The 26382-nt window shown below is 69.6% G+C and carries 27 protein-coding genes and 1 riboswitch; of the genes, 17 read left to right on the top strand and 10 right to left on the bottom strand.

Annotation, left to right across the window (positions count from 1 at the left end; genetic code table 11):
• Positions 1 to 3 precede the first annotated feature (3 nt).
• The 5 genes from octT (at position 4) to EIZ44_RS32630 (ending at position 5970) form a co-directional block, all read left to right on the top strand.
• Complete coding sequence (gene octT, locus EIZ44_RS32600; RefSeq protein ID WP_037813716.1) at positions 4 to 732, top strand: diglucosylglycerate octanoyltransferase; 729 nt, start codon at positions 4 to 6, stop codon at positions 730 to 732.
• Positions 733 to 736: 4 nt separating this feature from the next.
• Positions 737 to 1582, top strand: coding sequence for a DegV family protein (locus EIZ44_RS32605; RefSeq protein WP_037813714.1), 846 nt, complete (start codon positions 737 to 739; stop codon positions 1580 to 1582).
• A gap of 449 nt (positions 1583 to 2031) precedes the next feature.
• Positions 2032 to 2418: a hypothetical protein gene (locus EIZ44_RS32615; RefSeq protein WP_134732984.1), complete on the top strand. Its 387-nt coding sequence runs from the start codon at positions 2032 to 2034 to the stop codon at positions 2416 to 2418.
• A gap of 463 nt (positions 2419 to 2881) precedes the next feature.
• Positions 2882 to 3595, top strand: coding sequence for a ComEA family DNA-binding protein (locus EIZ44_RS32625; protein ID WP_370318227.1), 714 nt, complete (start codon positions 2882 to 2884; stop codon positions 3593 to 3595).
• On the top strand, positions 3592 to 5970 hold the full coding sequence (locus EIZ44_RS32630; protein ID WP_134663032.1) for a ComEC/Rec2 family competence protein: 2379 nt from the start codon (positions 3592 to 3594) through the stop codon (positions 5968 to 5970). The genes EIZ44_RS32625 and EIZ44_RS32630 overlap by 4 nt, the downstream gene beginning before the upstream one ends.
• A gap of 24 nt (positions 5971 to 5994) precedes the next feature.
• Here the strand turns inward: EIZ44_RS32630 and thrC are convergent, their stop codons facing one another.
• Positions 5995 to 7260: a threonine synthase gene (gene thrC / locus EIZ44_RS32635; RefSeq protein ID WP_134663031.1), complete on the bottom strand. Its 1266-nt coding sequence runs from the start codon at positions 7258 to 7260 to the stop codon at positions 5995 to 5997.
• A 13-nt stretch (positions 7261 to 7273) separates the two neighbouring features.
• Positions 7274 to 7407, bottom strand: a riboswitch (SAM riboswitch).
• A 131-nt stretch (positions 7408 to 7538) separates the two neighbouring features.
• Here thrC and holA point away from each other — a divergent pair.
• Positions 7539 to 8510: a DNA polymerase III subunit delta gene (gene holA / locus EIZ44_RS32640; protein ID WP_037813709.1), complete on the top strand. Its 972-nt coding sequence runs from the start codon at positions 7539 to 7541 to the stop codon at positions 8508 to 8510.
• A gap of 101 nt (positions 8511 to 8611) precedes the next feature.
• Here the strand turns inward: holA and rpsT are convergent, their stop codons facing one another.
• Positions 8612 to 8872 (bottom strand): 30S ribosomal protein S20, encoded by a 261-nt coding sequence (rpsT, locus tag EIZ44_RS32645; protein ID WP_009081037.1) that lies wholly within the window; start codon positions 8870 to 8872, stop codon positions 8612 to 8614.
• Positions 8873 to 9264: 392 nt separating this feature from the next.
• Between rpsT and EIZ44_RS32650 the strand changes: the two genes are divergently transcribed.
• On the top strand, positions 9265 to 10125 hold the full coding sequence (locus EIZ44_RS32650) for a DMT family transporter (RefSeq protein ID WP_037813707.1): 861 nt from the start codon (positions 9265 to 9267) through the stop codon (positions 10123 to 10125).
• Positions 10126 to 10147: 22 nt separating this feature from the next.
• Entirely contained in the window at positions 10148 to 10522 is a 375-nt protein-coding gene (locus tag EIZ44_RS32655; RefSeq protein WP_037813704.1) for a VOC family protein, read from the top strand.
• Here EIZ44_RS32655 and EIZ44_RS32660 read toward each other — a convergent pair.
• Positions 10519 to 11130, bottom strand: a complete 612-nt coding sequence (locus EIZ44_RS32660; RefSeq protein ID WP_037813703.1) for a class I SAM-dependent methyltransferase — start codon at positions 11128 to 11130, stop codon at positions 10519 to 10521. The genes EIZ44_RS32655 and EIZ44_RS32660 overlap by 4 nt on opposite strands.
• Positions 11131 to 11246: 116 nt before the next feature.
• Between EIZ44_RS32660 and lepA the strand changes: the two genes are divergently transcribed.
• Together lepA and EIZ44_RS32670 are read left to right on the top strand one after the other, a co-directional pair.
• On the top strand, positions 11247 to 13097 hold the full coding sequence (lepA, locus tag EIZ44_RS32665; RefSeq protein ID WP_037813702.1) for a translation elongation factor 4: 1851 nt from the start codon (positions 11247 to 11249) through the stop codon (positions 13095 to 13097).
• Between the two features lie 120 nt (positions 13098 to 13217).
• Positions 13218 to 13784 (top strand): Uma2 family endonuclease, encoded by a 567-nt coding sequence (locus tag EIZ44_RS32670; RefSeq protein ID WP_037813701.1) that lies wholly within the window; start codon positions 13218 to 13220, stop codon positions 13782 to 13784.
• Positions 13785 to 13828: 44 nt separating this feature from the next.
• On the opposite strand, the gene EIZ44_RS32675 is transcribed toward EIZ44_RS32670, so the two are convergent.
• The gene (locus tag EIZ44_RS32675; RefSeq protein WP_134733049.1) at positions 13829 to 14275 is read right to left on the bottom strand and encodes a pyridoxamine 5'-phosphate oxidase family protein; all 447 of its coding nucleotides are present in this window, start codon (positions 14273 to 14275) and stop codon (positions 13829 to 13831) included.
• A 60-nt stretch (positions 14276 to 14335) separates the two neighbouring features.
• Between EIZ44_RS32675 and EIZ44_RS32680 the strand changes: the two genes are divergently transcribed.
• Positions 14336 to 15385: an NAD(P)H-dependent flavin oxidoreductase gene (locus EIZ44_RS32680; protein WP_134732986.1), complete on the top strand. Its 1050-nt coding sequence runs from the start codon at positions 14336 to 14338 to the stop codon at positions 15383 to 15385.
• Positions 15386 to 16354: 969 nt separating this feature from the next.
• On the opposite strand, the gene EIZ44_RS32685 is transcribed toward EIZ44_RS32680, so the two are convergent.
• The 3 genes from EIZ44_RS32685 to EIZ44_RS32695 form a co-directional block, all read right to left on the bottom strand.
• Positions 16355 to 17836 (bottom strand): amino acid permease, encoded by a 1482-nt coding sequence (locus tag EIZ44_RS32685; RefSeq protein ID WP_134732988.1) that lies wholly within the window; start codon positions 17834 to 17836, stop codon positions 16355 to 16357.
• 120 nt (positions 17837 to 17956) lie between these two features.
• Positions 17957 to 18979, bottom strand: coding sequence for an alpha/beta fold hydrolase (locus tag EIZ44_RS32690; RefSeq protein WP_134732990.1), 1023 nt, complete (start codon positions 18977 to 18979; stop codon positions 17957 to 17959).
• A 162-nt stretch (positions 18980 to 19141) separates the two neighbouring features.
• A complete protein-coding gene (locus EIZ44_RS32695; RefSeq protein WP_037813695.1) occupies positions 19142 to 20107 on the bottom strand; it encodes a zinc-binding dehydrogenase in 966 nt (321 codons plus the stop codon).
• Positions 20108 to 20167: 60 nt separating this feature from the next.
• Here EIZ44_RS32695 and EIZ44_RS32700 point away from each other — a divergent pair, with 60 nt between their 5' ends.
• From EIZ44_RS32700 to EIZ44_RS32710, 3 genes are read left to right on the top strand one after another with little or no spacing between them, the layout of a single operon-like run.
• On the top strand, positions 20168 to 20368 hold the full coding sequence (locus tag EIZ44_RS32700) for a hypothetical protein (protein ID WP_037813693.1): 201 nt from the start codon (positions 20168 to 20170) through the stop codon (positions 20366 to 20368).
• A gap of 11 nt (positions 20369 to 20379) precedes the next feature.
• On the top strand, positions 20380 to 20832 hold the full coding sequence (locus EIZ44_RS32705; RefSeq protein ID WP_134663027.1) for a guanyl-specific ribonuclease: 453 nt from the start codon (positions 20380 to 20382) through the stop codon (positions 20830 to 20832).
• Positions 20829 to 21179, top strand: coding sequence for a barstar family protein (locus EIZ44_RS32710; protein ID WP_037813689.1), 351 nt, complete (start codon positions 20829 to 20831; stop codon positions 21177 to 21179). Before EIZ44_RS32705 ends, EIZ44_RS32710 begins: the two co-directional genes overlap by 4 nt.
• A gap of 42 nt (positions 21180 to 21221) precedes the next feature.
• On the opposite strand, the gene EIZ44_RS32715 is transcribed toward EIZ44_RS32710, so the two are convergent.
• On the bottom strand, positions 21222 to 21995 hold the full coding sequence (locus EIZ44_RS32715) for an enoyl-CoA hydratase-related protein (protein WP_134732992.1): 774 nt from the start codon (positions 21993 to 21995) through the stop codon (positions 21222 to 21224).
• Positions 21996 to 22091: 96 nt separating this feature from the next.
• On the opposite strand from EIZ44_RS32715, the gene EIZ44_RS32720 reads away from it, so the two are divergent.
• The gene (locus tag EIZ44_RS32720) at positions 22092 to 22661 is read left to right on the top strand and encodes an ArsR/SmtB family transcription factor (protein ID WP_134732994.1); all 570 of its coding nucleotides are present in this window, start codon (positions 22092 to 22094) and stop codon (positions 22659 to 22661) included.
• Between the two features lie 91 nt (positions 22662 to 22752).
• Positions 22753 to 24075: an alpha/beta hydrolase family protein gene (locus EIZ44_RS32725; RefSeq protein WP_134732996.1), complete on the top strand. Its 1323-nt coding sequence runs from the start codon at positions 22753 to 22755 to the stop codon at positions 24073 to 24075.
• A gap of 44 nt (positions 24076 to 24119) precedes the next feature.
• On the opposite strand, the gene EIZ44_RS32730 is transcribed toward EIZ44_RS32725, so the two are convergent.
• Together EIZ44_RS32730 and EIZ44_RS45230 are read right to left on the bottom strand one after the other, a co-directional pair.
• Positions 24120 to 24749: a hypothetical protein gene (locus tag EIZ44_RS32730; protein ID WP_037813684.1), complete on the bottom strand. Its 630-nt coding sequence runs from the start codon at positions 24747 to 24749 to the stop codon at positions 24120 to 24122.
• 179 nt (positions 24750 to 24928) lie between these two features.
• Positions 24929 to 25477, bottom strand: coding sequence for a TetR/AcrR family transcriptional regulator (locus EIZ44_RS45230; protein WP_205673382.1), 549 nt, complete (start codon positions 25475 to 25477; stop codon positions 24929 to 24931).
• Positions 25478 to 25524: 47 nt separating this feature from the next.
• Here EIZ44_RS45230 and EIZ44_RS32740 point away from each other — a divergent pair, with 47 nt between their 5' ends.
• The gene (locus tag EIZ44_RS32740; RefSeq protein WP_037813681.1) at positions 25525 to 26382 is read left to right on the top strand and encodes an oxidoreductase; all 858 of its coding nucleotides are present in this window, start codon (positions 25525 to 25527) and stop codon (positions 26380 to 26382) included.

Here is a 26382-nt window from a genome sequence, read left to right on the forward strand (position 1 = left end):
CCGATGAGCCCGCAGCTGCTCGTCTTCGGCGATTCACTCTGTTTCCACGGCCCCGAGGGCCCTTGCGCGGCCGACGATCCGCGCCTGTGGCCCAACGTCGCCGCGAACGCGTTGTCCGGACAAGCCGATCTCGTCGCAGGCATCGGCTGGACCGCACGCGACCTGTGGTGGTCTCTCACCGGCGACCCGCGCGTGTGGGCGGATCTGCGCCGCGTCGACGCTGTCGTGCTCGCTGTCGGCCACATGGACACACTGCCGTCGCCGTTGCCGACGTACTTGCGTCAGGGCCTTCGCTACCTTCGCCCCGACGGCGTGCGTCGCGTTGTACGCGGTGCCTATCTCGCTGCGCAGCCACGGTTGTCTGTCGTGATGCGCGGACGTCCTCGCGTGCTTCCTGCGCGGCTGACCGTGAGCTATCTGGACCAGTCTGTCGAAGCGTTGCGCGCGTTGCGGCCTGAGTTGCCTGTGTTCGGAATGCTGCCGTCAGTGCACCGCGCCGACGCGTACGGACGCGTACACACAGGACGCGCCGAAGCAGCCGCTGCAATCGCTTCGTGGGCCGCGCGCCGCGAAGTGCCGTTGCTCGACACGCCCGGCGTGGTTGGCGAACATGTCTTGAGCGGCGCGGGAAATCCCGACGGCATGCACTGGGGATGGGCCGGACACGAAGCAGTCGGCACCGCGATGGCGAAACTCGTTGCCCCGCACCTCGGCTCCGGCCACGTAGGCTGACGACGTGTCGGTCGCCGTGGTCACGGACTCCACCGCGCACCTGCCCGAAGGCTTCGCCGAGCGGCACTCGGTGCGGGTGGTGCCCCTGCATGTCCTCGTGGAAGGCGTCTGTTCGCTCGACGGCCTCGAGATGGGCCCCGCCGCGCTCGCGGAAGCGCTGGGGGAGCGCAAGATCGTCACGACTTCCCGGCCCACCCCGGCCGAGTTCGCCACCGCGTTTCGGGCCGCACTCGACGCTGGCGCGGACGCGGTCGTGTCCGTGCACCTGTCGAGCGAGCTGTCCGGCACCTGGGAAGCCGCAGTGCTGGCAGCGGAAGAAGTCGGCTCGGACCGGGTCCGGGTCGTCGATTCCCGCACCACAGCGATGGGTTTGGGATTCGCTGCCCTGCACGCCGCGGACGCCGCCGCTTCCGGAGCCAGCCCGGCGGAAGTCGAAGAGGTCGCGACGAAAGCGGCCGAGCGGTCGTCGACGTTGTTCGTGGTAGAGACGTTGGAACACCTGCGCCGCGGCGGCCGGATCGGCTCGGCCGCGGCGTTGCTCGGCACCGCGCTCGCGGTGAAACCGGTGCTGCACATGTCCGACGGCCGGATCCTGCCGCTCGAGAAAGTGCGCACGATGAACCGCGCGATCGGGCGATTGGTCGAGTTGTCCGTGCAGGCAGCGGGCACCGGACCGGTCGAATTGGCGGTGCATCATCTCGCCTCGCCGGAGCGAGCTGTCGAATTGGCGAACCGGCTCGAGGAAGCGATCCCGGGGTGTGCCGGGGGATGCGTGGTGTCGGAGATCGGCGCGGTCATCGGCGCGCACACCGGACCTGGCGTGCTCGGCGTGGTCGTGCAGCGCGCCTAGCTGGTTTCCTGGTTGCCGAATCGCGCGAGCAGGTGCCAGACGCGTTTGAGGTCTTGCTCGTCGTGGCCAGCGGCTTTCCCGAGTATTCGTGGATCGAGACGCCCTTCCTCGGCGAGTTCGGCACCGAGTGCGGTGAACTCCCGCTACGACGGTTCCGCTGGCCCACCAGCCGCCATCGTGGCGACGTGGGCGACCGCGCGTTCCCAAGCCTCCACTCGAATCACGGCCAAGACATCGTGATCGTGCGCTCGAAGGTGAGGTATCCGGCGCGCCGGAACGCGTTCGCCATCGGGACGTTGCCGAGATGTGTCGCCGTTCGGATGCGAGGAACGTCTTGTGCAGCAAGAATTCTGGTGCCCTCGGCGAGAATTTCGCCGAGGTAGCCATTGCCGCGATGCTCGGGCAGCGTGGCGACTCGCCATGCGGTAGGGCGCCAATTCGTCCTCGTAGTGCCGGATTACCGCTGCACGGGCGGACATCCGGGTCAGGTCGTCGCGGCTGTGCGCGTCGAGCGTTCCGTCCAAGCCGCGGATCTCTCGGAAGACCAGGCGGTTTGCGGCGGCGCGACCGGAGTCCGTGGCCGCCACTTGAAGCGCAACCGCTCGGCGAGCAGTCGCGCGCGGGTCTGTTCGAGCGCGCCCATCCGGTCTTCGACCGCGCTTCGGGTCTCGGCTTTTCCTCGCCAGTCAACGGGAATCATCCGGTTGCAGACCGGAGACCGGGTGCTGGCGGACGAGCGCGCCGGACGCGAACGCTTTTCGATCACCGGTGCCGCGCGCCAAACCCGCCAGTATGACCGCGTGCCCCGACAAAATCCGGCGCGGCACCTGAGCTGAAGGCCGAGTTGTCCCCAAGGGGCGGGTTGTCCACAGATCGCGCGGAACCCGCTCGCAGTCGGACCGGCCGACGCCTAGCGTCGATCGTGTGTTCGAGCCCTCCGCCCGAGACCAGGGCACTCCCGTCAACGTCAGGCTCACCTGGCTGGCCGACCAGCTGGCCGCGGTCCCGCACCTCAGCGGACCCGGCAGCGGGCCGGTCCGCCGCTGGCTGCCCCTCGGCCGTGCGGGCCGGTCGGCGCGCAGCCGGGCGAGTGTGTCGGCAACTGCAGACAGCCAGGAGGTGCCCGGCGGGGAACCGGATCCTCGCCTGCCCACAGGCATGGACGGCGCGGCGGTCCACTCAAGGCGGCACTCTCGCGCAGCAGGTCCGGAAGCTGCAGTTGCTGACAGTGCACCGCTACTGGGCGGCCAGCTGGCGGACGGTACGCCGCTCTTGCGGCCCACGGGTCGCAAAGCCCGGTTGTCTGCACTGGCCGACAACCCACCCCCGCCGGAAAGCTCCTTGCCCGGCGGCAAACTGGTCCGCAGCTGGCTGCCAGAACACATCGAGCATCGCCTGACCCGGCGCTGGCTCCCCGGTTCGACCGGCCTGCCCGGCTTCCTGGGCCGCCGGGGAATGATCTTCGCCCTGGCATTGCTGGCAGCCGCCGCCGTCATTGCCGGAGGCCTGGCCATCTTCGGCCGCTCGCCCGCAGCCGAGATCGCCCCGCCGCTCCCGACTGCCCGTGCGCAGGTGCCGCACGCGTCGAAGACGAACGAGAATCTGGTAATCAGCGTGGTCGGCCACGTGCGCTCGCCAGGGCTAGTCACCGTGCCGTCGGGTTCCCGCGTCGCCGACGCCCTCCGCGCGGCCGGCGGTGCCAACCCGGGCGTCGACCTGACCACGCTGAACCTCGCCCGCAGACTCACCGACGGCGAGCAGCTGGCGGTCGGCGTCCCAGCCGCGCAAGCGGCACCGGTCGGTTCAGGAGCCGCAGCCAGCAAGATCGACCTGAACTCCGCGACCGCCGAACAACTCGACAGTCTCCCGGGCGTCGGCGAGGTCACCGCCCGGCGCATCACCGACTGGCGCACCCAGCACGGCGGATTCTCGAGCGTCGAACAACTCCGCGACGTGGACGGCATTGGCGAGAGCAAGTTCCAAAAAATCCGCGAGCAGGTGACCGTCGGATGAAGCTGGAAACCGAGGAAACGGCCCGGCGCGACCACGATTTCCGTCTCGTCCCCGCTGCTGTCGCCGGATGGGTGGCCACCCTCGCCGGACTGCAACTCGGCTGGTGGATCGCGACAGCGATCGGTGCCGTAGCGGTGATCGGCGCGGCAGTGCTTCTAGTGCGCGGCCGTGCCAGATACCTCGGTGCCGGGGGAGCGCTGCTGCTGGTCGGACTCATTGCCGCAGTGCCAACCGCTCTGCGGATCCACGACGCATCATCCGACCCGTTGGGAGCCGCTGCCGCACATGGCGTCACAGCGACGCTGCGGGTCGAGATCAGCGAGCGCCCGCGGCCGATCCACCAAGCCGGATACGCCGACCAACAGGCGGGAACCCGGTCAGTGGCGATCCCGGCCCGAGTCGCAACGGCCACAGTGGACGGTCTGCCAGTCGAATCGACCGGCCGGGTTCTGTTGCTGGCACCGGTCGCGGAATGGAATCGTCTGCTGCCCGGCCAGGAGGTGACGACATCCGGTCGTCTCCTGCCCGCACGCGGCGGCGAACTAACCGCAGCAGTCCTCTCCGTGCGGGCCGCGCCAGCGGATATCGGTCCGGCACCGTGGTGGCAGCAAGCCGCCGCAGCTCTGCGGAACAGCTTGCATTCGCTGTGCGCGATCCTGCCGGAGGAACCCGCGGGCCTCCTGCCCGGACTGGTGCTAGGCGACACGAGCGCGTTGCCGCAACGGGTCGAAGGTGAGTTCAAAGCCTCCGGACTCACCCACTTGATGGCAGTGAGCGGTGGCAACCTTGTAATCATCGGCGGAGCCGTACTGCTGCTGTGCCGGTTGGTCCGAGCAGGTCCGAGATTTTCCGCAACAGCGGCTGGTGCCTGCCTAGTGGGATTTCTCGTCCTGGTGGGTCCTGAACCGAGTGTGGTGCGGGCTGGCGTAATGGGCGGCATCGGCCTGCTCGCGCTGGCCCTGGGACGGCGTGGTTCAGCGTTGCCCGCATTGGCCTTCGCCGTTTGTGTACTGGTGGCGTGGGATCCGACGATGGCGGGCAATTTCGGTTTCGCTCTTTCGGTTCTCGCCACGGCAGGGCTGGTGCTGCTCGCGCCGCGCTGGGCAGATTCGTTGGTGCGGCGGGGAGTCCCGCCCGGTTACGCCGAAGGGCTAGCCGTGCCGCTAGCCGCGTTCGTGGTCACCGCTCCCGTCATCGCCGGAATGGCGGGCACGGTCAGCCTGGTTTCGGTCGTGACCAATGTTCTTGCGGCACCAGTGGTCGCGCCGGTCACCGTGCTGGGAGTGCTGGCAACGGTCGTCGGCCCGTGGTGGCCAGGTGCGGGGCATCTGCTGATCCATCTAGCGGATCCGGAAGCCCGATGGCTGATCACCGTCGCCCGGCATGGCGCGAGAGCGCCGGGCGCGGCGCTCTCGTGGCCCGGAGGCTGGTGGGGAGGATTGTGCGCGGCGGTCCTGCTGGTCGCAATCGTGGTGGCGGCGCGGTTTCGCCGGCTGCGGCTGCTAGTGGCGATCGGACTGGTCGTCGTGCTGCTGACAGTCGTGCCGGCCAAAGTCTTGGTGCCTGGCTGGCCGCCGGACGGCTGGGCGATGGTGGAATGCGATGTCGGACAAGGAGATGCGGTCGTCCTGGCCACGGCCGAGCCTGGTCGCGCCGTGGTCGTCGACACCGGGCCGGAGCCAGGGCCGGTCGATGAATGCCTGCGGAGGCTGGGCGTCGAACGGGTGCCGTTGCTTGTGCTGAGTCACCTGCACGCGGACCACATCGGCGGTCTCGCCTCGGTATTCGACGGACGGGCGGTCGGGGCGATCGCGGTAGGGCCAGGGCGTGCGCCCGCGTGGGCGTGGCAGTCGGTCTCCGGCGAAGCGCGGCGTCGCGGCGTGCCACTGGTGCAGTTGAGCGACGGGCAGCGGCTGGAGTGGCCGGGGCTGTCGCTTGAGGTGATCGGTCCGCGCTACGCCACTACCCGTGCACCGGCGTTGCAGGACGGCACGATGATCAACAACAGTTCGGTCGTCCTGCGCGCCGACACCGCGGCTGGCCGGGTTCTGCTGACCGGAGACGTCGAGCTGGCCGCGCAGGCGGATCTGCTTGCCGAGGGCGTCGACCTGCGGGCAGACGTCCTGAAGGTGCCGCATCACGGGTCGAGGTATTCGCTGCCGCAGTTTCTCGCGGCGGTGCGGCCGCGCACGGCGCTGATCAGTGTCGGCGCGGGCAACGGATACGGACATCCGAGCAAGTCCACAGTGGACGTTCTCGGAACGATGGGAGTGCTGGTCACCCGGACCGATATCGACGGGGACACCGCCGTTCTTCCCGGAGGAAGCGGACCGGCGGTGGTGCGCCGGGGCGAGCCGCGGGGTCCGCCGCGGTAGTGCGGCGGACCCCGGGCCGGTGCGTCAGTAGCCGAGCGCCTTGGCGACGGCCGCGGCGGACGGCGGCACGGTGGCCCTCGGGCCGATGTGGTTCTCGACCGCGTCGAGGGTCTTGAGGCCGTCGCCGGTGATGAGGAGGACGGTTTCCGCGTCCGGGTCGAGCTTGCCGGTTTCGACGAGCTTCTTCGCGGTCGCCACGGTGACGCCGCCCGCGGTCTCGGTGAAGATGCCTTCGGTGCGCGCGAGCAGCCGGATGCCTTCGACGACCTCTTCGTCGGTGACGTCCTCGATCGCGCCGCCGGTGCGGTTGACCACGTCGAGCACGTACGGGCCGTCGGCCGGGTTGCCGATCGCGAGCGAGCGGGCGATGGTGTCCGGCTTCACCGGCTGGACGACGTCGTGGCCGTTGCGGTACGCGGTGGAGACCGGCGAGCAGCCGGTGGCCTGCGCGCCGAACACCTTGTACGGGCTGGCGTCGACGAGACCGAGCTGGCCCAGCTCGCGGAAACCCTTGTCCACCTTGGTGAGCTGGGAACCGGAGGCGATCGGCACGACGATCTGCTCGGGGATGCGCCAGCCGAGCTGCTCGGCGACCTCGTAGGCGAGCGTCTTCGAGCCCTCGGAGTAGTACGGGCGGACGTTGACGTTCACGAACGCCCACTTCGGGTGCTCGCCGGCCAGTTCGGTGGCGAGCCGGTTCACGTCGTCGTAGTTGCCGTCGACGGCGATCAGGTCGCCGTCGTAGACCGCGGTGGTGAGGATCTTCGCGCGTTCGAGGTTCTTCGGGATCAGCACGACCGACCGCCAGCCTGCGCGGGCCGCCGCGGCGGCGGTCGCGTTGGCCAGGTTGCCGGTCGAGGGACACGCGAGGACCTCGAAACCGAACTCGCGGGCGGCCGCGAGCGCGACGGCGACCACGCGGTCCTTGAACGAGTGCGTCGGGTTGCCGGTGTCGTCCTTGACCCACACGCGCTTGAGGCCGAGCTCCTTCGCGAGCCGGTCGGCGCGCACGAGCCGGGTGCAGCCGGGTTCGGTGTTCGGGGTCTCCTCGACGGTCGAGGGGACGGGAAGGAGCTTCTTGTAACGCCAGATGTTGCGCGGGCCCGCCTCGATGTCCTCGCGGCGGACGCGGCCGAAGTCGTAGGCGACCTCGAGCGGCGAGAAGTCTTCGACGGAGACGAATTCCGGAGCGAGCGGCTGCCGGTGCCCTTCTTCCTTCGACACCAGTTCGACGGCCGGACCGAGGTCGATCGTCTTGTTGGCGGAGGTGGCGCTGAGGGCTGCAGTCATCGCGAGGTTCCTTTCCTCATCTGCCCCGCCGAAGCGGGCCGGAATTGGCACCGTGGTCGTCAGCTACCCCGCGATCGCGGGATGACAGGCTGTACGCCGGTTGCCGGGGCTTCGTCGGGCCGTTCCCTCTGCCCCTCTGGATGAGCGGTATTCGGTTGTCGGAGCGCCGGCGGGCGCGTCCTCGGCTACACCGTACGACATCCCGATCAGCTCGTGCCACGGAGGCGGCCCACATCACCGGAGCGGGCGGCCCGGCGGCCGGGTGAGAAGATGGCCGTGTGACCACCGCACCCGCGCCGCTGCACCTCGTCACGGGCGAGGAAGAACTGCTCATCGAACGGGCTGTGCGAGCGTCCCTCGACGCGGCCAAGGCCGCGGACCCGACGGCCGACCTCACGCGCATGCGGGTGTCCGATCTCACACCGCCTGTGCTGGCCGAGCTGGTGAGCCCGTCGCTGTTCGCCGAGGGGCGCGTGATCGTGCTCGAGTCGGCGCAGGACATCTCGCAGGAGCTTTCCGACGCGGTCCTCGCGTACGTGAAAGCGCCTGCCGACGGCATCGTCCTCGTGGTCGTGCACAGCGGCGGCGGGCGGAGCAAAGCCGCCAAGGCGCTGCCGGGCGCGTTGAAAAAAGCGGGCGCGGAAATCACCGAATGCCCGAAGCTCACCAAACCGGCCGAGCGCGAGGCGTTCGTCCGCAACGAGGTGCGCCGCGCGGGCGGCAAGATCGACGCCGCGGGCCTGATGGCACTGCTCGACTCGGTCGGCTCGGACCTGCGCGAACTGTCCTCGGCGGCGACGCAGCTGGTCGCCGACACCGGGGGAGTCGTCGACGAGCGGGCGGTCCGCCGCTATCACACCGGACGCGCCGACGTGACCGGCTTCGCGGTGGCGGAGAAGGCCGTCGCGGGCGACCGGGCCGCCGCGATGGAGTCGCTGCAGTGGGCGATGCAGCTGGGCGTCCCGCACGTCCTGATCGCCGACGCGCTGGCCGACGCGGTCCGCACGATCGCTCGCGTGTCCGCGGCCGGGCGCGGCAACCCGAACCAGATGGCGGGCGAACTCGGCATGCCGCCGTGGAAGATCCGCAAGGCGCAAGGGCAGTCCCGCGGCTGGGGCCAGGACGGCCTGGCGACCGCGATGCGCGTCGTGGCGCGGCTGAACGCCGAGGTCAAGGGCGCGGCGGCCGACGCGAACTACGCGCTGCAGCGCGCGGTCCTCGACGTGGTCGCGGCCAAGGGCGACCGCTGACGTCCCGGTTCCGGGAACGCCTTGAGGACAGCCGGGCCGGTCCCCAGGACACGGAAAAGGCCCGGCAGCCGAAGCCGCCGGGCCTTCCGGAAAGACTGCGCTCAGAGCTGGTTCGCGCGCTTCGCGAGAGCCGACTTCTTGTTCGCGGCCTGGTTGGCGTGGATGACGCCCTTGGTGACGGCCTTGTCGAGCTTGCGAGCGGCGTCGCGCTGCAGTTCGAGGGCCTTGTCCTTGTCACCGGCTTCGGCGGCCTCGCGGAACTTGCGGATCGCGGTCTTCACCGAGGACCGGATCGCCAGGTTGCGCTGCCGCGCCTTCTCGTTCGTCGTGATGCGCTTGACCTGCGACTTGATGTTGGCCATGGAGGCGTTCCTCTTTCACTCGGTGAAGGTCGCTGCCGCGTTCGTGTGGCTCCGGATCAGTCCCGAGGGACTGCCGGGTTTCCTCCCTGACGGAATGCCGCACGGCAACAGTCGAAAATTTTAACAGCCCTGTTCGCGGCGTTGCCGACGGCCCCGGAGCAGGCAAACGCTCGGCACCGCGGCCCCGCCTCGGTTACGGTGGGGTCCGGTAGTGCCTAGGGTTCCGTCGCCTGCCCGTGGTCCCGCAGAGCGGGTCGCGAAGACAACGAGGGCGGGCGGGCCTGGTCCGAGCGGCACCTTCGGCGGGAGACAGAGCCCCGCCGTTCATCTGACGGGACAAAAGCCTGGAGGACCCGGTCTTCAGCGTGCGCTGAAAACCTGAAGGGGTCCGGATGAACACCACAGCCCTCGCCATGGTTCTCGTCGCCGCGGTCGTGCACGCCGTGTGGAACCTTGCCGCCAAACGGGTTTCCGGCGGCCCGCGGTTCGTCTGGCTGTACTACACGGTTTCCGCGGCGGCGATGCTCCCGGTGATCGCGGTCGCGCTGGCCGTCGAACCGGAACGTCCACAGTGGACCTGGCTGCTCGCCGCCGCGGGCACCGCGGTCCTGCACGTGGCGTACGGGATCGTGCTGCAGCGCGGATACGAGGTCGGCGACCTGTCCATCGTCTACCCGCTGGCTCGCGGGACCGGGCCGCTGGTGTCGGTGCTCGTGGCCGTCACGGTCCTGGGCGAACGGCCGGGCGTGCTCGGGCTGATCGGGGCGTTCCTCGTCGTCGCGGGCGTCCTGGTGATCAGCCTCGGCGGCGGCACCGGCAACGCCCGGGCCCGCCGCGCGGGGGTGTTCTACGGCGTCGCGACCGGCGTCGTCATCGCCGCTTACACGCTCTGGGACGCGCACTCGGTCACGTCGCTCGGCGTGCCTCCGCTCGTCTACTTCGGCGGCGGCGCGATCGGTCAGAGCATCCTGCTCGCGCCGACCGCGGCGCGCGGCCGGTCGGAGATCAAGCGGCTGTGGCGCGACCACCGGCGGGAGGTGCTGATCGTCGGACTCGCCTCGCCGGCCAGCTACTTGCTGGTCCTGTACGCCCTGCGGATCGCGCCGGTCAGCCTGGTCGCGCCGGCGCGCGAGCTGTCGATCGTCTTCGGCGGGGTCGCCGCCTGGCTCGTGCTCCGCGAGCGCAACGCGGTCCGCCGCCTCGCCGGATCGCTGGTCGTGCTGGCCGGGATCGCTGCGATTGCGGTCGCCTGAGCCGCTCGGGTAGGCAGGAACCATGGACGTACTGAGCAGCCGGGTGCTGATCCACCCCCGCGACCACGAGGTGTCCACCGCGTTCTACCGCGACGCTCTCGGCCTCGCGATCGAGCGCGAGTTCCCCGGCGGCACGCGGTTTTTCGCCGGCGGCGGGTCGATCGAGGTGGTCGGCACGGGCGAGGAGGGGCCCGGTCCGGACGTCAATCTGTTCCTGCAGGTCCGCGATCTCCCCGCGACGCTGGCCGAACTGGCCGGACGCGGGGTCGAACCGGTGCGTGAAGCCCGGCGCGAGCCGTGGGGCACCGACGAGGCGTGGATCGCCGACCCGGACGGGCTGCGGATCGTGCTCGTCGAGGTACCGGAGGACCATCCGTTGCGCCGCGACAAGCGCTAGCCCGGTTTCACGGCCCGGAGCTGGGCGGCGAGCGCGGCGAATCCGGGCGGGTCCCAGGTCCAGGTCTGCAGGTCGGTGAATCCCGCTGCGGCGGCTTCGTCGGCCAGTTCGTGCCGCGTCACCGGAAGCCACTTCTCGTGCGCCGAAAGCAGCAGCCGTCCGCCCGGCCGGAGCACGCGGAACAGCTCGGCGAAGGCCGCCGGGCGGTCCTCCCAGAACTGGACGTTGTTCACGGTCAGCACGACGTCGGCGGACGCGTCCGCGCAGCCGGTCCGGGCCGCGCTGCCCGCGCGCACCTCGGCGCGGTCGCCGCAGCGGTCCGTGCAGAGGTCGCGCATCTGCGGGGAGGGTTCGACGCCGATCACCTCGCCGGCGAGTTTGCTCGCCGCGTCGAGGCCGACCCCGGGCCCGGGGCCGACGACGAGAACGGTCTCGTCGGGTTCGAGGCGCGCCAGGTCGACGATGCGGTGCTCGGTCGTGGCGTTGCCGATCGCCATCAGCTTGCCGCCGAGCCTGCCCAGCAGCCCGCTGGGATGGCCGAAAGCCCGGTCGAGCGCGGCGTCGAGCACGCCGGGGCCGGGCGGCGAGGGGGAGGGTGAAGTGCTCATGCTTCGAGGTCATCACGAGACGAGCGGGGCCGCATCGGGGATGACCCCCACCCGCACCCGGAGGTCCATGGGACGATGGGGTACGGACATCCCCCACCATCCCGAGGACAGCCCGAGTGACAGCGCCCAAGACGTTCGCCGACACCACCTTCACGCCGCCGGAGTTGATCCGCAACTTCTGCATCATCGCCCACATCGACCACGGCAAGTCGACGCTGGCGGACCGGATGCTGCAGCTCACCGGCGTCGTCGAGGAGCGGGCCATGCGCGCGCAGTACCTCGACCGCATGGACATCGAGCGGGAACGCGGCATCACGATCAAGGCCCAGAACGTCCGGCTGCCGTGGCAGGTGGACGGCAAGGACCACGTCCTGCACCTGATCGACACGCCCGGCCACGTGGACTTCACCTACGAGGTCTCGCGGGCGCTCGAAGCCTGCGAGGGCGCGATCCTGCTGGTCGACGCCGCGCAGGGGATCGAGGCGCAGACGCTCGCGAATCTGTACCTCGCGCTCGAGAACGACCTGCACATCATCCCGGTGCTGAACAAGATCGACCTGCCCTCGGCGGACCCGGAGAAGTACGCGGCGGAGATCGCGCACATCATCGGCTGCGAGCCCTCGGACGTGCTGCGCGTGTCGGCGAAGACCGGCATGGGCGTGACCGAGCTGCTCGACGAATGCGTGCGGCAGGTCCCGCCGCCGGTCGGCGACGCGGACGCGCCAGCCCGCGCGATGATCTTCGACTCGGTCTACGACACCTACCGCGGCGTCGTCACCTACATCCGCGTGGTGGACGGCAAGATCACGCCGCGCGAGAAGATCAAGATGATGTCGACCGGGGCGACGCACGAACTGCTCGAGGTCGGGATCATCTCGCCGGAGCCGAAGGCCAGCAAGGGACTCGGCGTCGGCGAGGTCGGCTACCTGATCACCGGCGTGAAGGACGTGCGCCAGTCGAAGGTCGGCGACACCGTGACGTCCGAGCGGCACGGCGCGACGGAACCGCTCGCCGGGTACCGCGAACCGAAACCGATGGTGTTCTCCGGGCTGTACCCGGTGGACGGCTCGGACTACCCGGAGCTGCGCGAGGCGCTGGAGAAGCTGCAGCTCAACGACGCCGCGCTGACCTACGAGCCGGAAACGTCGGTCGCGCTGGGCTTCGGCTTCCGCTGCGGCTTCCTCGGCCTGCTGCACCTGGAGATCACCCGGGACCGGCTGGAGCGCGAGTTCGGCCTCGACCTGATCTCGACCGCGCCGAACGTGGTGTACCGCGTGGTGCTGGAGGACCGCAGCGAGGTCGTCGTCACGAACCCGTCGGACTGGCCGACCGGGCTCAAGATCGCCGAGGTGCACGAGCCGGTGTCGAAGGTGAGCATCCTCGCGCCGTCGGAGTTCGTGGGCACGATCATGGAGCTGTGCCAGGCGAAACGCGGCACCCTGCTGGGCATGGACTACCTGTCCGAGGACCGCGTCGAGCTGCGCTACACGATCCCGCTGGCGGAGATCATCTTCGACTTCTTCGACACGCTGAAGTCACGCACGCGCGGCTACGCGTCGCTTGATTACGAGGAGTCCGGCGAGCAGGTGGCGGACCTGGTGAAGGTCGACATCCTCCTGCAGGGCGAGACGGTGGACGCGTTCTCCGCGATCGTGCACAAGGACGCCGCTTACACGTACGGAAACCGGATGGCGACGCGCCTGCGGGAACTGATTCCGCGCCAGCAGTTCGAGGTCCCGATCCAGGCGGCGATCGGCTCGCGGATCATCGCGCGCGAAACGATCCGCGCCATCCGCAAGGACGTGCTCGCCAAGTGCTACGGCGGCGACATCTCGCGGAAGCGGAAACTGCTGGAGAAGCAGAAGGAAGGCAAGAAGCGGATGAAGACCGTCGGCCGGGTGGAGGTGCCGCAGGAGGCGTTCGTCGCGGCACTGTCCACTGAGGACAACGGGAAGAACAAGAAGTAGCGTCACTTTCGGGTGAACGGCGGCTCCGGGTTTCCGGGGCCGCCGTTTTTTGTCGGTGGTGGCTGGTGTTCTCAATTGCGGACAGGGAGTCTCTGGCGCGAACAGGGAAAGGAGAGCACCATGACGGTTATGGCGGAAATCCAGAATCCTCCCGGGTCGGGGCCCATGACGGTGCACGACCTCGAGGGGATGCCGGATGACGGCCGTCGCTACGAACTCATCGACGGGACGCTCCTCGTGAGCCCCGCGCCAGGTCTGAGACACCAGACGATCGGCTATCAGTTGTACGGCGTGCTTTACGCAGCCTGCCCCGAGGACATGTTCGTCGTCGGTGCGCCGTTCGCTGTGCATGTGGGCGACCGGATAGAACTTCAGCCGGATGTGCTGGTCGGCCGGACCGAGGACTTCACCGCCAAGGATCTTCCAGTGCCGCCGGTTCTTGCAGTCGAGGTCTTGTCGCCGAGCACGTCGATTCACGACCTGAACACCAAGAAGGCGCTCTACGAACGGCTACGCGTGCCGAGCTACTGGGTGATCGACCCGGCGGCGCCTGAACTGACTGCCTTCGAACTTGACGAGGACGGCAGTTACTGCCAGGTCGCCAAGGCAGCGGGAGCTGAGGTGTTCGAAGCGCAGCGGCCGTTCCCCGTCCGGGTCGTGCCCGAGGTACTCGCCGGAAGGAGCTAAACGGTTCGGACGGCCTGCTTCGTTGTGCGCGTCATGAGAAGTGCTCAGCCGTTCCCGATGATCTTGCTCACCTCCACGAACACCGCGGCCCGGCGTTCGGCGGCCATCACGCGGTCGTACTCCGCCCAGTCGTCGTGGGTGCCGGTGGCGGCGCGGAACACCTCGCGCAGCAGGGGCGGGAGGCCGTCGGCCGGGAAGCCGGGGTCGGGATCGTCCGGGCCGATCAGGCGGACCGGGCCGGTCACCGAGAGCCAGCGCCAGCCGCGGCGGAACGTGACGGTCGCGTGGCCGTTGCGGCGGAGCAGGGCGAGTTTGCGTGCGCCGCCGACGGCGACGAAGCCTACGCTCGGCTTGCCGGTCACCGGGTCGTCCAGGACGCCCGCGTTCACGACGGACGCGTGCACGGTGCCGTCGGCGCGGGTCGTGGCCACGGTGGCGAGGCCGTTCTCCTGCACCGTCAGCGCGCGGAGCTGTTCCAGGGTTGCCGTCATGCTCTTCTGCAACGCGGCGGCGGCCCGGCGCATTTCCGGTCCGGCATTAGGCTCGGGGACATGTTCGATGATCTCGAGTTCCCGGTGATCGTGGCTCCGATGGCGGGCGGGCCGACGACTCCGCAGCTGGTCGGCGCCGTCACGGACGCGGGCGGGTTCGGTTTCCTCGCCGCGGGCTACCTCAGCCCGGAGACGCTGGACGCCCGGATCGCGCAGACCGCCGACCTCACCGGCGGCCGGTTCGGCGTGAACCTGTTCGTCCCCGGCGGCCGGTCGGTGGCCGACCTCAGCGCGCACCGCGAACGGTTGCTCGCCGAGGCTGTCCGCTACGGAGTCGAACTCGGCGAACCGGTCTGGGACGACGACGAGTACCCGGCGAAGCTCGACCTCGTCGTGCGGCACCGGGTTCCGGTGGTGTCGTTCACCTTCGGCGCGCCGACGTCCGCCGAGGTGCAGCGGATCCACGAGGCGGGCGGCAAGGTCGCGGTCACCGTCACGAACCCGGAGGAAGCCGACCTCGCTGCCGCGCGCGGAGCCGACGCGCTGGTCGTGCAGGGCTTCGAAGCCGGCGGGCACCGAGGGCTGTTCACCGACGACCCGGGCAACCCGGCCGGCGGCGAGGAATACGGCCTGCTCGCGCTGCTGCGGTTGCTCGGCGCGCGGACGAGCCTGCCGCTGGTCGCCGCCGGAGGACTGGTCAACGGCGCCGACGTCGCGGCGGTGCTGGCCGCTGGTGCGTCGGCGGCGCAGCTGGGCACGGCTTTCCTGCTCGCGACGGAAGCCGGCACCGGCGACACCCAGCGACGCGCACTCGCCGAAGCTGGCCGGCCGACGGCGTTCACGCGCGCGTTCAGCGGACGTCCAGCGCGGGGCATGGTGAACCGCGTCCTGAGCGACCTCTCCGCCGACGCCCCGGCCGCCTACCCGCAACTGCACCACCTGAGCAAGCCAGTCCGCGGGGCGGCCGCCAAAGCCGGTGACCCGGAGGCGATGTCGCTGTGGGCTGGCCAGACGTACCCCCTCGCCGGTGACGGTTCGGCGGCCTCGATCATGACCCGCCTGCGCACCGAGGCAAAGGCGGCAGCGGAACGGCTCGACCGGTTGCGCTGAGACCTCCGGCGGCGAGGCCTGAGACTGCGACGGCTTGGCCGGTTGCGCTGATTGCCTGCTGTGGCGGGGACGAGGGCCACGACGGCTTGGCCGGTTGCGCTGAGACCTCCGGCGGCGAGGGCTGGGGCTGCGACGGTTTGGCGGGTTGCAGTGAGTGCCTGTTGCGGCGGGGTCAAGGGCCACGACGGCTTGGCTGGCTCCTGCTGCGGCAGGCAAGAGGCGTAACGGCTTGGCTGGTTGCAGCTGCGGTGGGCAAGGGGCGTGACGGTTTGGCTGGTTGCAGCTGTGGCGCGGCAAAGGGCGCGGCGGGTTGGCGGTTGCGTTGAGAGTCTGCTGCTGTGGGGCAGGGGTCGCGACGGCTTGCCGGTTGTGTTGAGGATTTGCCGCGGTGAGGACCGGGTTCGCGGTGGCTTGGCTGGTTGTGTTGAGTGCCTTCTGCGGTGGGGACCGGGGTCGCGATGGCCCGGCGGTTGCGTTCAGAATCTGCCGTAGCGGCGGCGCGACGGTTTGGCCGATTGTGTCGAGGACCTGGCGGCGGGGCACGGGCCACGACGGCTTGCCGGTTGTGTTGAGAATCTGCCGCGGGGAGGGTCGGGGTCGCGATGGCTTGGGCGGTTGCGTTGGAGAACCCGCCGCGGCGCGGGCAGGGGATCACAACGGCTTGGCCGGTTCCTGTGCTCCGGTCGCGTGTCGGAGTTCCTGGCCGTGGAATCCCTCAGCAGTCAGGCCTTCGCGGGCTGACTCGGCGGCGAAGCGGATCGAGCAACTATGCGTGATCCAGCCGCGGAAAGCTGTGGAGACGAAGTGCGCTCGTAGACCGCGAACGATGCCCGATCGTGCACGGACACCGCGCGAGTCCCCGAGCGGACGAGCCCCAGAACGACATCACCAGCAGCACAAAAAGAAACGCGGGGGACGCCACCAAAAGGCGTCCCCCGCATCACAACCCGCTCAACCAGGCGAAAGCGGTCAATCCGAAGTGGACTTCAACTCGCCCTGCTCGTCGTCGCCGGAGCCGCGTTCCATTGCGGAGTGGCGTTTGCCGTAGGCGAAGTAGATGGCCATGCCGATCACGAACCAGATCGCGAAGCGCAGCCACGTTTCCGGCTTCAGGAACGTGATCAGCCAGATCGAGAACACCACACCGATGATCGGGACCACCGGCATGCCGGGCGTCTTGAACGTGCGCGGGAGGTCCGGGCGCTTGTAGCGCAGCACGATCACCGCGATGCACACGACCACAAAGGCCAGCAGGATGCCGATGTTCGTCAGTTCCGCGGCCTCGCCGATGGGCAGCACGCCGGCGATCAAGGCCGAAGCGCCGCCCAGGATCCACGTGATGCGGGACGGGACCTTGCGGACCGGATGGGTCTTTGAGAACCACTTCGGCAGCAGGCCGTCTCGGCTCATCGAGTAGCCCACGCGGGTCGCGCCCATCAGGAATGTGAACAGGACCGTCAGGATGCCGATGATCGCACCGACCGCGATGATCGCGCCCAGCCAGCCGAGGCCTACCTTCGCGAACGCGCTCGAGAAGGCCGCTTCCGGGTTGATGTCGGTGTACTTCACCATGCCGGTCAGGACCAGGCAGGCCAGCACGTAAAGCACCATCGAGATCGCCAGCGAGTAGATGATCGCCTTCGGCATGTGCTTCTGGGAGTCCTGCGACTCCTCCGCCGCAGTAGACATGGCGTCATAGCCGAAGACCGCGAAGAATACCGTTGCCGCACCAGTGAAAGCGCCGCTCAGGCCGAATGGGAAGAAGTTGCTGTAGTTGCCGCTCTGGATGTGGAAGGCGCCGACCACGATCACCAGCAGCACCAGGCCGACCTTCAGGTACACCAGCAGCGTTTCGAAGCGCGCCGCGTTTTTCATGCCCTGGTTGAGAATGAAGGCGATCAGCAGGCAGAGCAGCACCGCGAACAGGTTGACCTTGTAGGACCCGGACGGGATGCCCGCCGGTTCCGTTCCTGGTGCGCCGGACATCCAGTGCGGCAGCGACACGTGCAAGAAGCCCAGCAGATCGTTGAAATAACCGGAAATGCCGATCGCGACCACGGACACGATCGCGGTGTACTCCAGCAGCAGGTCCCAGCCGATGAACCAGCCGACGATCTCGCCGAGCACCGCGTAGCCGTAGGTGTAGGCCGAACCCGCGCGCGGGATGAGGCCGGCGAACTCGGCGTAGGAGAACGCCGCCGCGGCGCTCGCGATGCCCGCGATCAGGAACGAGATCAGCACGGCCGGGCCCGCGGTCTTGTTCGCGACCGCCCCGGCGAGCGAGAAGATGCCCGCGCCGATGATGCCGCCGACGCCGATCGCGGTCAGCTGCCGCAGGCCGAGCGTGCGCTGCAGGCCGCTTTCGCCGACGCTCTCGATGGTTTCGATCGGCTTCCGCCGGAAGATCCCGGACCCGGAGCCCAGGTTAGGGCCGCCGCGCGGAGCTGACATCGATGTCTCCTCAGACTGGTGGTTCGCCGGACCCGGGTTCCGGGCCCTGGCAGGGCACCGTACCCGGAGGCGCCGCGCCTGTCACCGACTCCATAGTGTGACGATCGCGGCGGCCCTGCGTCACCCAGTCGCGGAATCGTCCTCGACGTCGCTGACCGTGGGCGCCGGGCGCGCGGCCGAGCGGACCGCGCCCGCGGCGAAGAACGCGAGCAGCTCCGCGACCTCGGCCGGGTCGTCCAGCTGCGGGCAGTGGCCCCAGTCCTCGCGGACGACGAGCCTGCTGTGCGGCACCAGGGTGTGCAGCTTCCGCCCGGACGCGGCCGTCACCAGCTTGTCCTTGCCGCACGCGACCGCGAGCAGCGGGATCTTGATCTGGTCGAGCCGGTAGGCGTCGGCCAGCTCCGCGACGAGCTGCCGGGCCTGTTCGAGCCGGGACGTGGTGGCCCGGTAGTCGGGGAAGAGCGTGGTGAACCGCCGGACCTGGCCCGCGTCCGCGTGCCGCGAGTCGGCGTAGAGGATCCGCGGCACGAGCTGTTCGGCGACCGCGCGGACCAGGAAACCCGGCACCGGCAACGGAAGCGAGGAGTACAGCCGCAGCGGCAGCGGATTGCGCCCGACCGTGCGCACCAGCCACGAGTCGACGAAACCGGGCGCGGCGATCGACACCGCGCCGGTGGTCGGCAGCCGGTGGTTCTGCGCCGCGCGCAGGCTCATCGTGCCGCCGAGCGAGTTGCCCGCGAGCACGACCGGGCCGAGCACGGCCTGTTCGCGCACCACCGCGGCGGTGAACGCGTCGAGCTGGGGCAGCATCGGGCCGGGGCGCAGCGGCTGCGCGTCGCCGAAACCGGGAAGGTCGACGGCGATCGCGGCGATGCCCGCGGCGGCTAGTTCTCCGAGTACCGGACGCCACGTGTCGGCACTGTCGCAATACCCGTGGAGCAACACGAGCCGCGGAGCGCGCGGTTTCTCGGCGCCCTTGCGGCGCGTGCGCTTCGGTGCGGGCGCCTCGGCGACGGCGGGCCCGACCTCGAGCACGCGCGTGCGGATCCCGGCGAAGCGCCGGAACGACTCCCGGACGGGCGCCGGGTCGCTGGGGTGCCGGCCGCCCCGGTCGGCGGGTGCGGGCCGCTGCGTCGCGGTCATGTTCTCCAGGTTAACCGCCCAAGGTCGAGTTCTGGTGGAACTTCGGGGGTCACTATCTGATTGCGAAGCAGGGGTGTTGACGATTCACCGGAGAACAGGTAAAAGCGTTGGCCCAGGCTCGTTCGACGAACAAAAGCCGAGGCCAGCGCGGTGCGATCAGGATCAGCGGGTGAAGACGATCTTGCCCGCGGTCTCCCCGGCGGCCATCGCGGCGAATCCCGCGGGGGCCTCCGTGAGGGGGAGCTCGGTGCCGATCTGCGGCTTGATGCCCTTCAGGTCGAGGTAGGCGAGCAGGTCGGCCAGCTCGTCGCGGGTGCCCATGGTCGAGCCGAGGACCCGCAACTGCAGGAAGAACACGCGCTGCAGGTCGGCCGACGGGTCGGGGCCGCTGGTCGAACCGGACACCACGACCACGCCGCCGGGCTTCAGCGACTTCAGCGTGTGTCCCCAGGTGGCCTTGCCGACGGTCTCGAACACCCCGTCCACCCGCTCGGGCAGCCGCGCGCCGGACTCGAACGTCTGGTGCGCGCCGACGCTCTCGGCCAGTGCGCGCTTCTCCTCGGTGCGCCCGGTGACCCACACGCGGAACCCGGCCGCGCGGCCGAGCGCGATCAGCGCGGTCGACACCCCGCCGGACGCGCCCTGCACCAGCATCGTCTGGCCGGGCCGCAGACCCGACTTCACGAACAGCATCCGGTACGCGGTGAGCCACGCGGTGCCCATCGTCGCGCCCTCGGCAAAGCTCAGCCCGGCCGGCTTCGGCACCGCGTTGCGGGCCGGGACCACGACCTGGTCGGCGAACGTGCCCTGGTGCTTTTCGGTGAGCAGGGTGCGCTTCGGGTCGAGCGTGTCGTCGCCCTGCCAGCCCGGCGCGTTGATCACCGAGTGCAGCACGACCTCGGTGCCGTCGTCGAGCGTTCCCGCTCCGTCGCAGCCGAGGATCATCGGGAACTGGTCGGGCTTGATGCCGACGCCGCGCAAGGTCCACAGGTCGTGCATGTTCAGGCTGGCGGCTTTGACGTGCACCCGGACCCAGCCTTCGGGCGCCTCGGGTTCCGGCCGCTCGCCGACGACCAGCGAATCGAGCGGGGACTCGGCGTTGGGTTCCTGCGCGTATACGGCGAACATGACAGCAACCTACCTCCCCTGCCCGACCCGGCGCAGTCGAGCGCGCGTAGGCTCACACTCGTGTTCGAGGGCCTGGCCAACTGGTGGGACGGGGTCGAGCTGTGGCTTGCCCAAGCCTGGTTCCCCGTGCAGTTCGTGCTGGTGATGGCGGTGCTCGTGCCGCTGTGCCTGCTCGCCGCGTGGGCCATCGACAAGCTGGTCGAACGCTTCGGCCGCTGGTTCGGCACGGCCCGTGACGACGACGGTCCCGGCCGCTCCTAAGCTGGCACACCATGGTCAACCGTAGGCGGATCACCGCTGCGCTCGTCGGTCTCCTCGTGCTGGTGCTCGGCGGGTGGCTCGTCAAGGAAACCGCCGGCTCCTCGGATTCGCCGGCGCCCTCGTCCTCGTCGGGCGCTCCCGCCGCCGCTTCCGGGAAGGTGCCGGGGGCGGACTCCAAGCTGCCGGTCAAACCGCTGTCCTCGCTGCCTTCGCAGGCGAAGGACACTTGGAACCTGATCCAAAAGGGCGGGCCCTACCCGTATCCGCGCAATGACGACGTCGTCTTCCAGAACCGGGAAAAGGTGCTTCCCGCGGAGAAGAACGGCTATTACCACGAATACACCGTGAAAACGCCGGGCAGCCCGGACCGAGGGGCGCGCAGGCTGATCACGGGGGCGGGGAAAGAGTTGTATTACACAGCCGACCATTACGCGTCGTTCGTCGTTGTGGATCCCGCGCGGTGAGCGGGGAGACGGCGCAGGCCGCGGCGGACGCGGCGTTCGCGCGCGGGGCTTATCCGCATCGGGTCGACGGAACGCGGACGCTGGACAAGCTGTCGGCGCTGGACGCGATCGGCGAGGCGCTTTCCTTCCCGTCTTATTTCGGGCGGAATCTGGACGCCTTGTACGACATGCTCACGGATTTGTCGTGGCTGCCTGCCGGCGAGCACGTGCTGATCTGGACCGGGTCGGACGGGTTGAAGGCGGCCGAGCCCAAGGCGTATCTGGCGGTGCGGAGCGTGCTTTCGGACGCGCAGCGGGCGATGGGCTCCGGGGCGCATCGGCTGACCTTGGTGCTGGTGGATTCTTGAGAAGCCGTGAGGGGAACCCCGGGGTTCCCCTCACGGGCAGCGTCAGTCCTGCGGAACCCAGTTCGGCTTGCGTTTCTGGGCGAAGGCCTGGATGCCTTCCTGTCCTTCCTCGCTCGCGAAGAAGCCCGCGGACAGGGCGTTCATGTCGGCGAAGCCTTCGGCCGGGGTCGCCGGGCGCGGACGGGCCAGCAGCTCCTTCGTGGCGGCCAGGGCCTTCGGGCCGCCGAGGGTCAGCGACTTGAGGTAGCCCTCGACCGTCTTGTCCAGGTCTTCCGCCGGGACGCAGGCGTTCAGCAGGCCGATCTCCACCGCGCGCTTCGCGTCGAAGACGTCGCCGGTCAGGAAGAGTTCGTGCGCGGCTCGGGCGTTCAGCCGCGGGAGCACCGTCAGGCTGATGACCGCCGGGATGACGCCGATCCGGACCTCCGAGAAGGCGAACGTCGCTTCCGGGACCGCGACCGCGATGTCGCACGCGGCGACCATGCCGATTCCGCCCGCACGAGCCGGGCCCGCCAGCCGTGCGACGACCGGCTTCGGGCTCGTCCACAACTGGTCCAGGATCCGCGGGAACTCGTTCACGCCCTGGTCGGACGAACCGGCGCCGCGGGCCTCCTTCAAGTCCATGCCCGCGCAGAAGACCGGGCCGGTGTGGGTCAGCTGCACCACGCGCACCGCGTCGTCCTCGCGAGCCTTCGTCAGCGACTCGCTCAGTTCCCGCCGCAGCTGCGCCGACAGCGCGTTGCGGTTGTGCGGGGAGTCCAGGGTGATCGTGGCGATGCCGGCCGCCACCTCGTAGTGCACCAGTTCGTCAGCCATGCCTGACACTTTCGCACACCGTCCGTCCGGGAGCGGGTGTGAAGTTCATGCACGAAAACTCGTGCATGAAAACTCGTGCACCGCTACCTTGGGGACATGGCAGAACCTCGTCGCGCTGATCTGAAGGCGCTCAAGGCGCTCGCGAACCCGTTGCGGCAGCGGATACTCGAGCTGCTGGCCTCGTCCGGACCGGCGACCTCCACGACGCTCGCCGAGCGGCTGGGCGTGACCAGCGGCGGGACCAGTTACAACCTGCGGGTCCTGGCGGAGAACGGGTTCGTCGAGGAGCTTCCCGAACGCGCGCGCGGGCGGGAGCGCTGGTGGCGTGCCGTGCCGCACGACCTGCGATTGCCGCCTGCCGAGGACGATCCGGCGAAGGCGGCGATCGGCGAGCTGCACCGGCTGTGGCTCGCGGGCGACACCGAACTGTACGAACGGTTCGAGCGCGAGCGGCCGCAGCTGGGGGAGTGGGCGGACGCGATCCCGTACTCGCGCGGCGCGATCACCGTGACCCTGGACGAGCTCGGCGACTTCTTCGAGGCGTATCTCGCTTTGCTGCGGCGGTATCAGCGGCCGGACGACGAGACGCCGGAGGGGGCGCGCCGGGTCGAGACGCGGATGCTCGCGTTCCCGGCTCCGGGCGGAGAGGAGGCAGTCCGGGACTGAATCCGAGGAAGGCCCTGGGTGCCGAGCGGCCACTCGGCACCCAGGAATAAGGGAAAACGCGCACGATCTCCCGAAGCAAGGAGAACACTTCATGCTGCCCTGGGGCAAATCGCGGCTGACCGCCGCGATCCTCGTGCTGGGCTCGGTCCTGCCGACCGCCCAGCCGGTATCAGCACCACCGTCCGGCGACGTCAGCTTCGCCGGTTCGGGCGGAATCACGTTGCACGGCACGGTATTCCGGCCGGACGGTCCGGCGAAATCCGCGATCGTCCTGCAAGGCGGTTCGGACTGGCGGACGCGGGACAACCTCCGCGTGCAGGCCGAGATGTTCAGGCGGCTCGGCGTCACGACGCTCGTGTACGACCGGCGTACCAGCGGTTATTCCAAGACCCAGCGCGATTACGGCGTGCTGGCGGACGATCTGGTCTCGGCGGTCCGCGCGTTGCGGGCGCATTCGGGAGCCGCTGAGGTCGGCGTCTGGGGCGTCAGCGAGGGCGCGTGGGTCGCGCCGCTCGCCGCGACGCGGACGGCGGACATCTCGTATGTGATCACCGTCGGCGGCTCCGGTATGGGCGGTGCCCGGCAGACCTCGTGGTACTGGGGCAATGTCCTTCGCCACCAAGGGATTTCCGGTTCGCTGCTGACGACATTGCCGGTGCGGGGAACGCGGTTCGCCGTCGGAGCGGGGCTGTTTCCCGAGGCGGACTACGACCCGGTGCCGGTGCTGCGGCGGCTGAAACAGCCGATCCTGGCGTTGTGGGGCGACCTCGACATCAACCACGTACCGGTCGAGAGCTCGCGGATTTTCGCGGAAGCGTTGGCGCAGCACCCGAATCACACGATCCGGTTCATCGCCGGCGGCGGGCCGGATCTCTACGCGACCAGCGACGCCGGGTTCGACCGGCTGCCTCGGGTCGTGCCGGGCTACCCGGCAGCGGTCGCGGCTTGGCTGGCGGCTCGGCAGGGCGTGCACGTCGAGACCGCGGCCTTCGCGCAGCGGCCGTCGGAAGCGCTCCCGCCGTTGGCGTGGTGGGAATCTGTTGCGGCACAGGGGATTGCGCTCGCCCTGCTGCTGGCCGGGTTTGCGGTCGGCGGCGTGGTTTCGCTGGTGCGTCGCCGGGGGACCAGATCGTCGCGGTGGCTGGCCGGACTGGGGACGGCGACGGTCGCCGGATTCGTCGGGATGCTCGGCTGGGCGCAGATGTCCGGGATGAAGGATCTCGGACCGGTCATCGGCGGACGGCCGTTGCCGTGGCTGGCGGTGCAGGTGTTGGCGGTCGCGACGGTGGCGGCGTGGGCGGTAACCCTTGCCGGGCTACGGAAACCGGACCGGCGGCGCGGGGCGATCGCGCCGCTCGCGGCCGGGCTGGTGTTCGTGCCGTGGGCGGTCTACTGGGGACTGCTGCTGCCGTGAATCGGCCGCGGCCACCCGGGCGCAGCGGGTGGCCGCGGTCCGGGTCAGCCGATGGTCGTGGTGGTGAAAACCGGGCTCGGGTTGGGGAAGCACGCCGTCGGCGCGGTCACGTCGCCGATGATGCTGCTCGCCACGGCCTTGAAGGTCAGGCCGGGGTCGCTGTAGCTGGTGCCGGACAGTTTCGTTTCGATCGTGCCGGAGTCGCCTGCCTTGAGGTGCGCGGTGATGGTCGGCAGTTCGAAGGTCGAACCGCCGGCGATCGGGCCGGGGAAGCTCAGCGTCGCGACGCCGTCGGCCACGCTGATCGTCGGCGCGGTGTCGCCGAGGCCGGAGCCGCCGGCGAGGTCGGCGCTGACGTAGGTCGAGTTGGCCGGGACGGGGAACTTCAGCGCGAAGGTGTTGATGTTCTTGACCTTGTTGCCGCCGACGTCGCTCGGGACGGTGTTGGGCGCGGGGTCGATGACGACGTCGAACGCGCCGCCGGGCGCGACCGTCGCGGGTGCGGTGACGTCGGCGTTCTGGGTCAGCGACACCTGCTGCGGGCCGACCACCGGCGCGTCGGCCTGGCAGTCGAAGTTGATCGCGGTCGCGGCGGACGCCGGGGCCGCCAGCGCGAGCGGAAGGGCGGCGGCCGCCGTCAGCGCGGCCAGCCGGTAAAAGTGAGGTGCTTTCATCTGTGTGCTCCTACCTGCGGGTTTCACGGGGGAGAGAGAAAGCTGCGCAGCGATTAGAGAGTTACCGGCAAGTTAAGTAGTGCGTCAAGGATTGACCGTTCACAGCAGCGCACGGTGACGAAAAATGTGAATACTGCTCACCTTGTGGCGGTAACAGTGGGCTGATCGGCCGTTCGGGCCTACCGACGGTGGTCCGACAGGGCGAGCCAGACCAGTTCGACCCAGCGCTGCCGGTCGGGCTCCGGAACGTCCGCGCCCGGCGAGGTGGCGAGGAGCAACCCGATGTCGTCGGCGGAGATTCCCGGGCGCAAGGCGTGGTCCCGGTGGGCGGCGGTGATCAGGGATTCGATCGCGCGGGTGGCGTGCTGGCGCATCGCTTGCAGTGGCTCGGGCGACAGGTTCGAGAGTGCGGTGCGGAGCAGGCGTTCTTCGCTGAGATCGACGACGACGCGGCGGATCAGGTCGAGAAGCTCGTCGGCCGCGGCGGTCTGCTCGGCGGCGACGCGGGCGGCGGCGTTGTCGAGCACGTCGGCGATCGCGGTGCCGAGGTCTTCGGCGATCTCCCGCACCAGGTCCTGTTTGGTCGGGAAATGCCGGTAGAGGGTGCCGACGGCGACACCGGCTTCGGCAGCGATCTCGTCCATTCCGGCCTCGGGACCACGAGTCGCCAGCAAACGTCGTGCGGCCGCCAGGATTGCCGCTCGGTTTCGTGCCGCGTCTGCCCGCACTGCTCGCTCCTTGCCGGTAAAGGTGAACTGGTGGTTCACTATACAACATGAACGAGTGGTTCAGGTTGTCGAGCGGACGCGTCGCGGTGGTCACTGGAGCGAATACCGGCCTCGGCTTCGCCACGGCCCGCGCATTGGCTGAGCACGGGGCTAGGGTCGTGCTGGCCTGCCGAGACGAGCGGAAAGCACGCGACGCGGCGAGCCGGATCGGCCGGGGAACCCAGGTCGTCCGGCTGGACCTGGCGTCGCTGGACTCCGTGCGGGAGGCGGCCGACGAGCTGCGCGCCCGGCACGACCGGATCGACCTGCTGATCAACAACGCGGGCGTGACGAACGCGCCCGGCCGGACCGCGGACGGGTTCGAGATGCAGTTCGGGGTGAACCACCTCGGCCACTTCGCGTGGACCGCGCTGCTGCTCGACCGGTTGCTGGAAGTGCCGAGCTCGCGGGTGGTGACGGTCAGCAGCATCGCGCACCGGTTCGGCCGGATCGACCCGGAAGACTTGCGCGCGGCGGGCGGGTATCCGGCGTCGAAACTGGCCAACCTGCTGTTCGCCTACGAACTCGCGAAACGCTTGCGGGGCACCGAAACCGTCTCGCTGGCCGCGCATCCCGGCGGGGCGACTACCGAGATTTTCCGGCACTCGTCGTCCGTCTTCCGGGGCGCGAACCTGGCGATCGCGCGGCTGTTCGGGCGGACGCCCGCGATGGGTGCGTTGCCGACGCTGCGGGCGGCGACCGATCCCGGCGCGCGCAACGGCGAGTATTACGGTCCCGGCGGGCTTTTCGAGATCCGCGGCTACCCGGAGCTGGTCAAGTCCAGCGCGCGTTCGCACGACGCCGATCTGCAGAAGCGGTTGTGGGAGGCCTCGCTGCGGGCGACCGGGGTGGGCTGCCCGGTGTGA

This window comes from Amycolatopsis nivea (assembly GCF_004522235.1).
Taxonomy (GTDB): Bacteria; Actinomycetota; Actinomycetes; order Mycobacteriales; family Pseudonocardiaceae; genus Amycolatopsis; species Amycolatopsis nivea.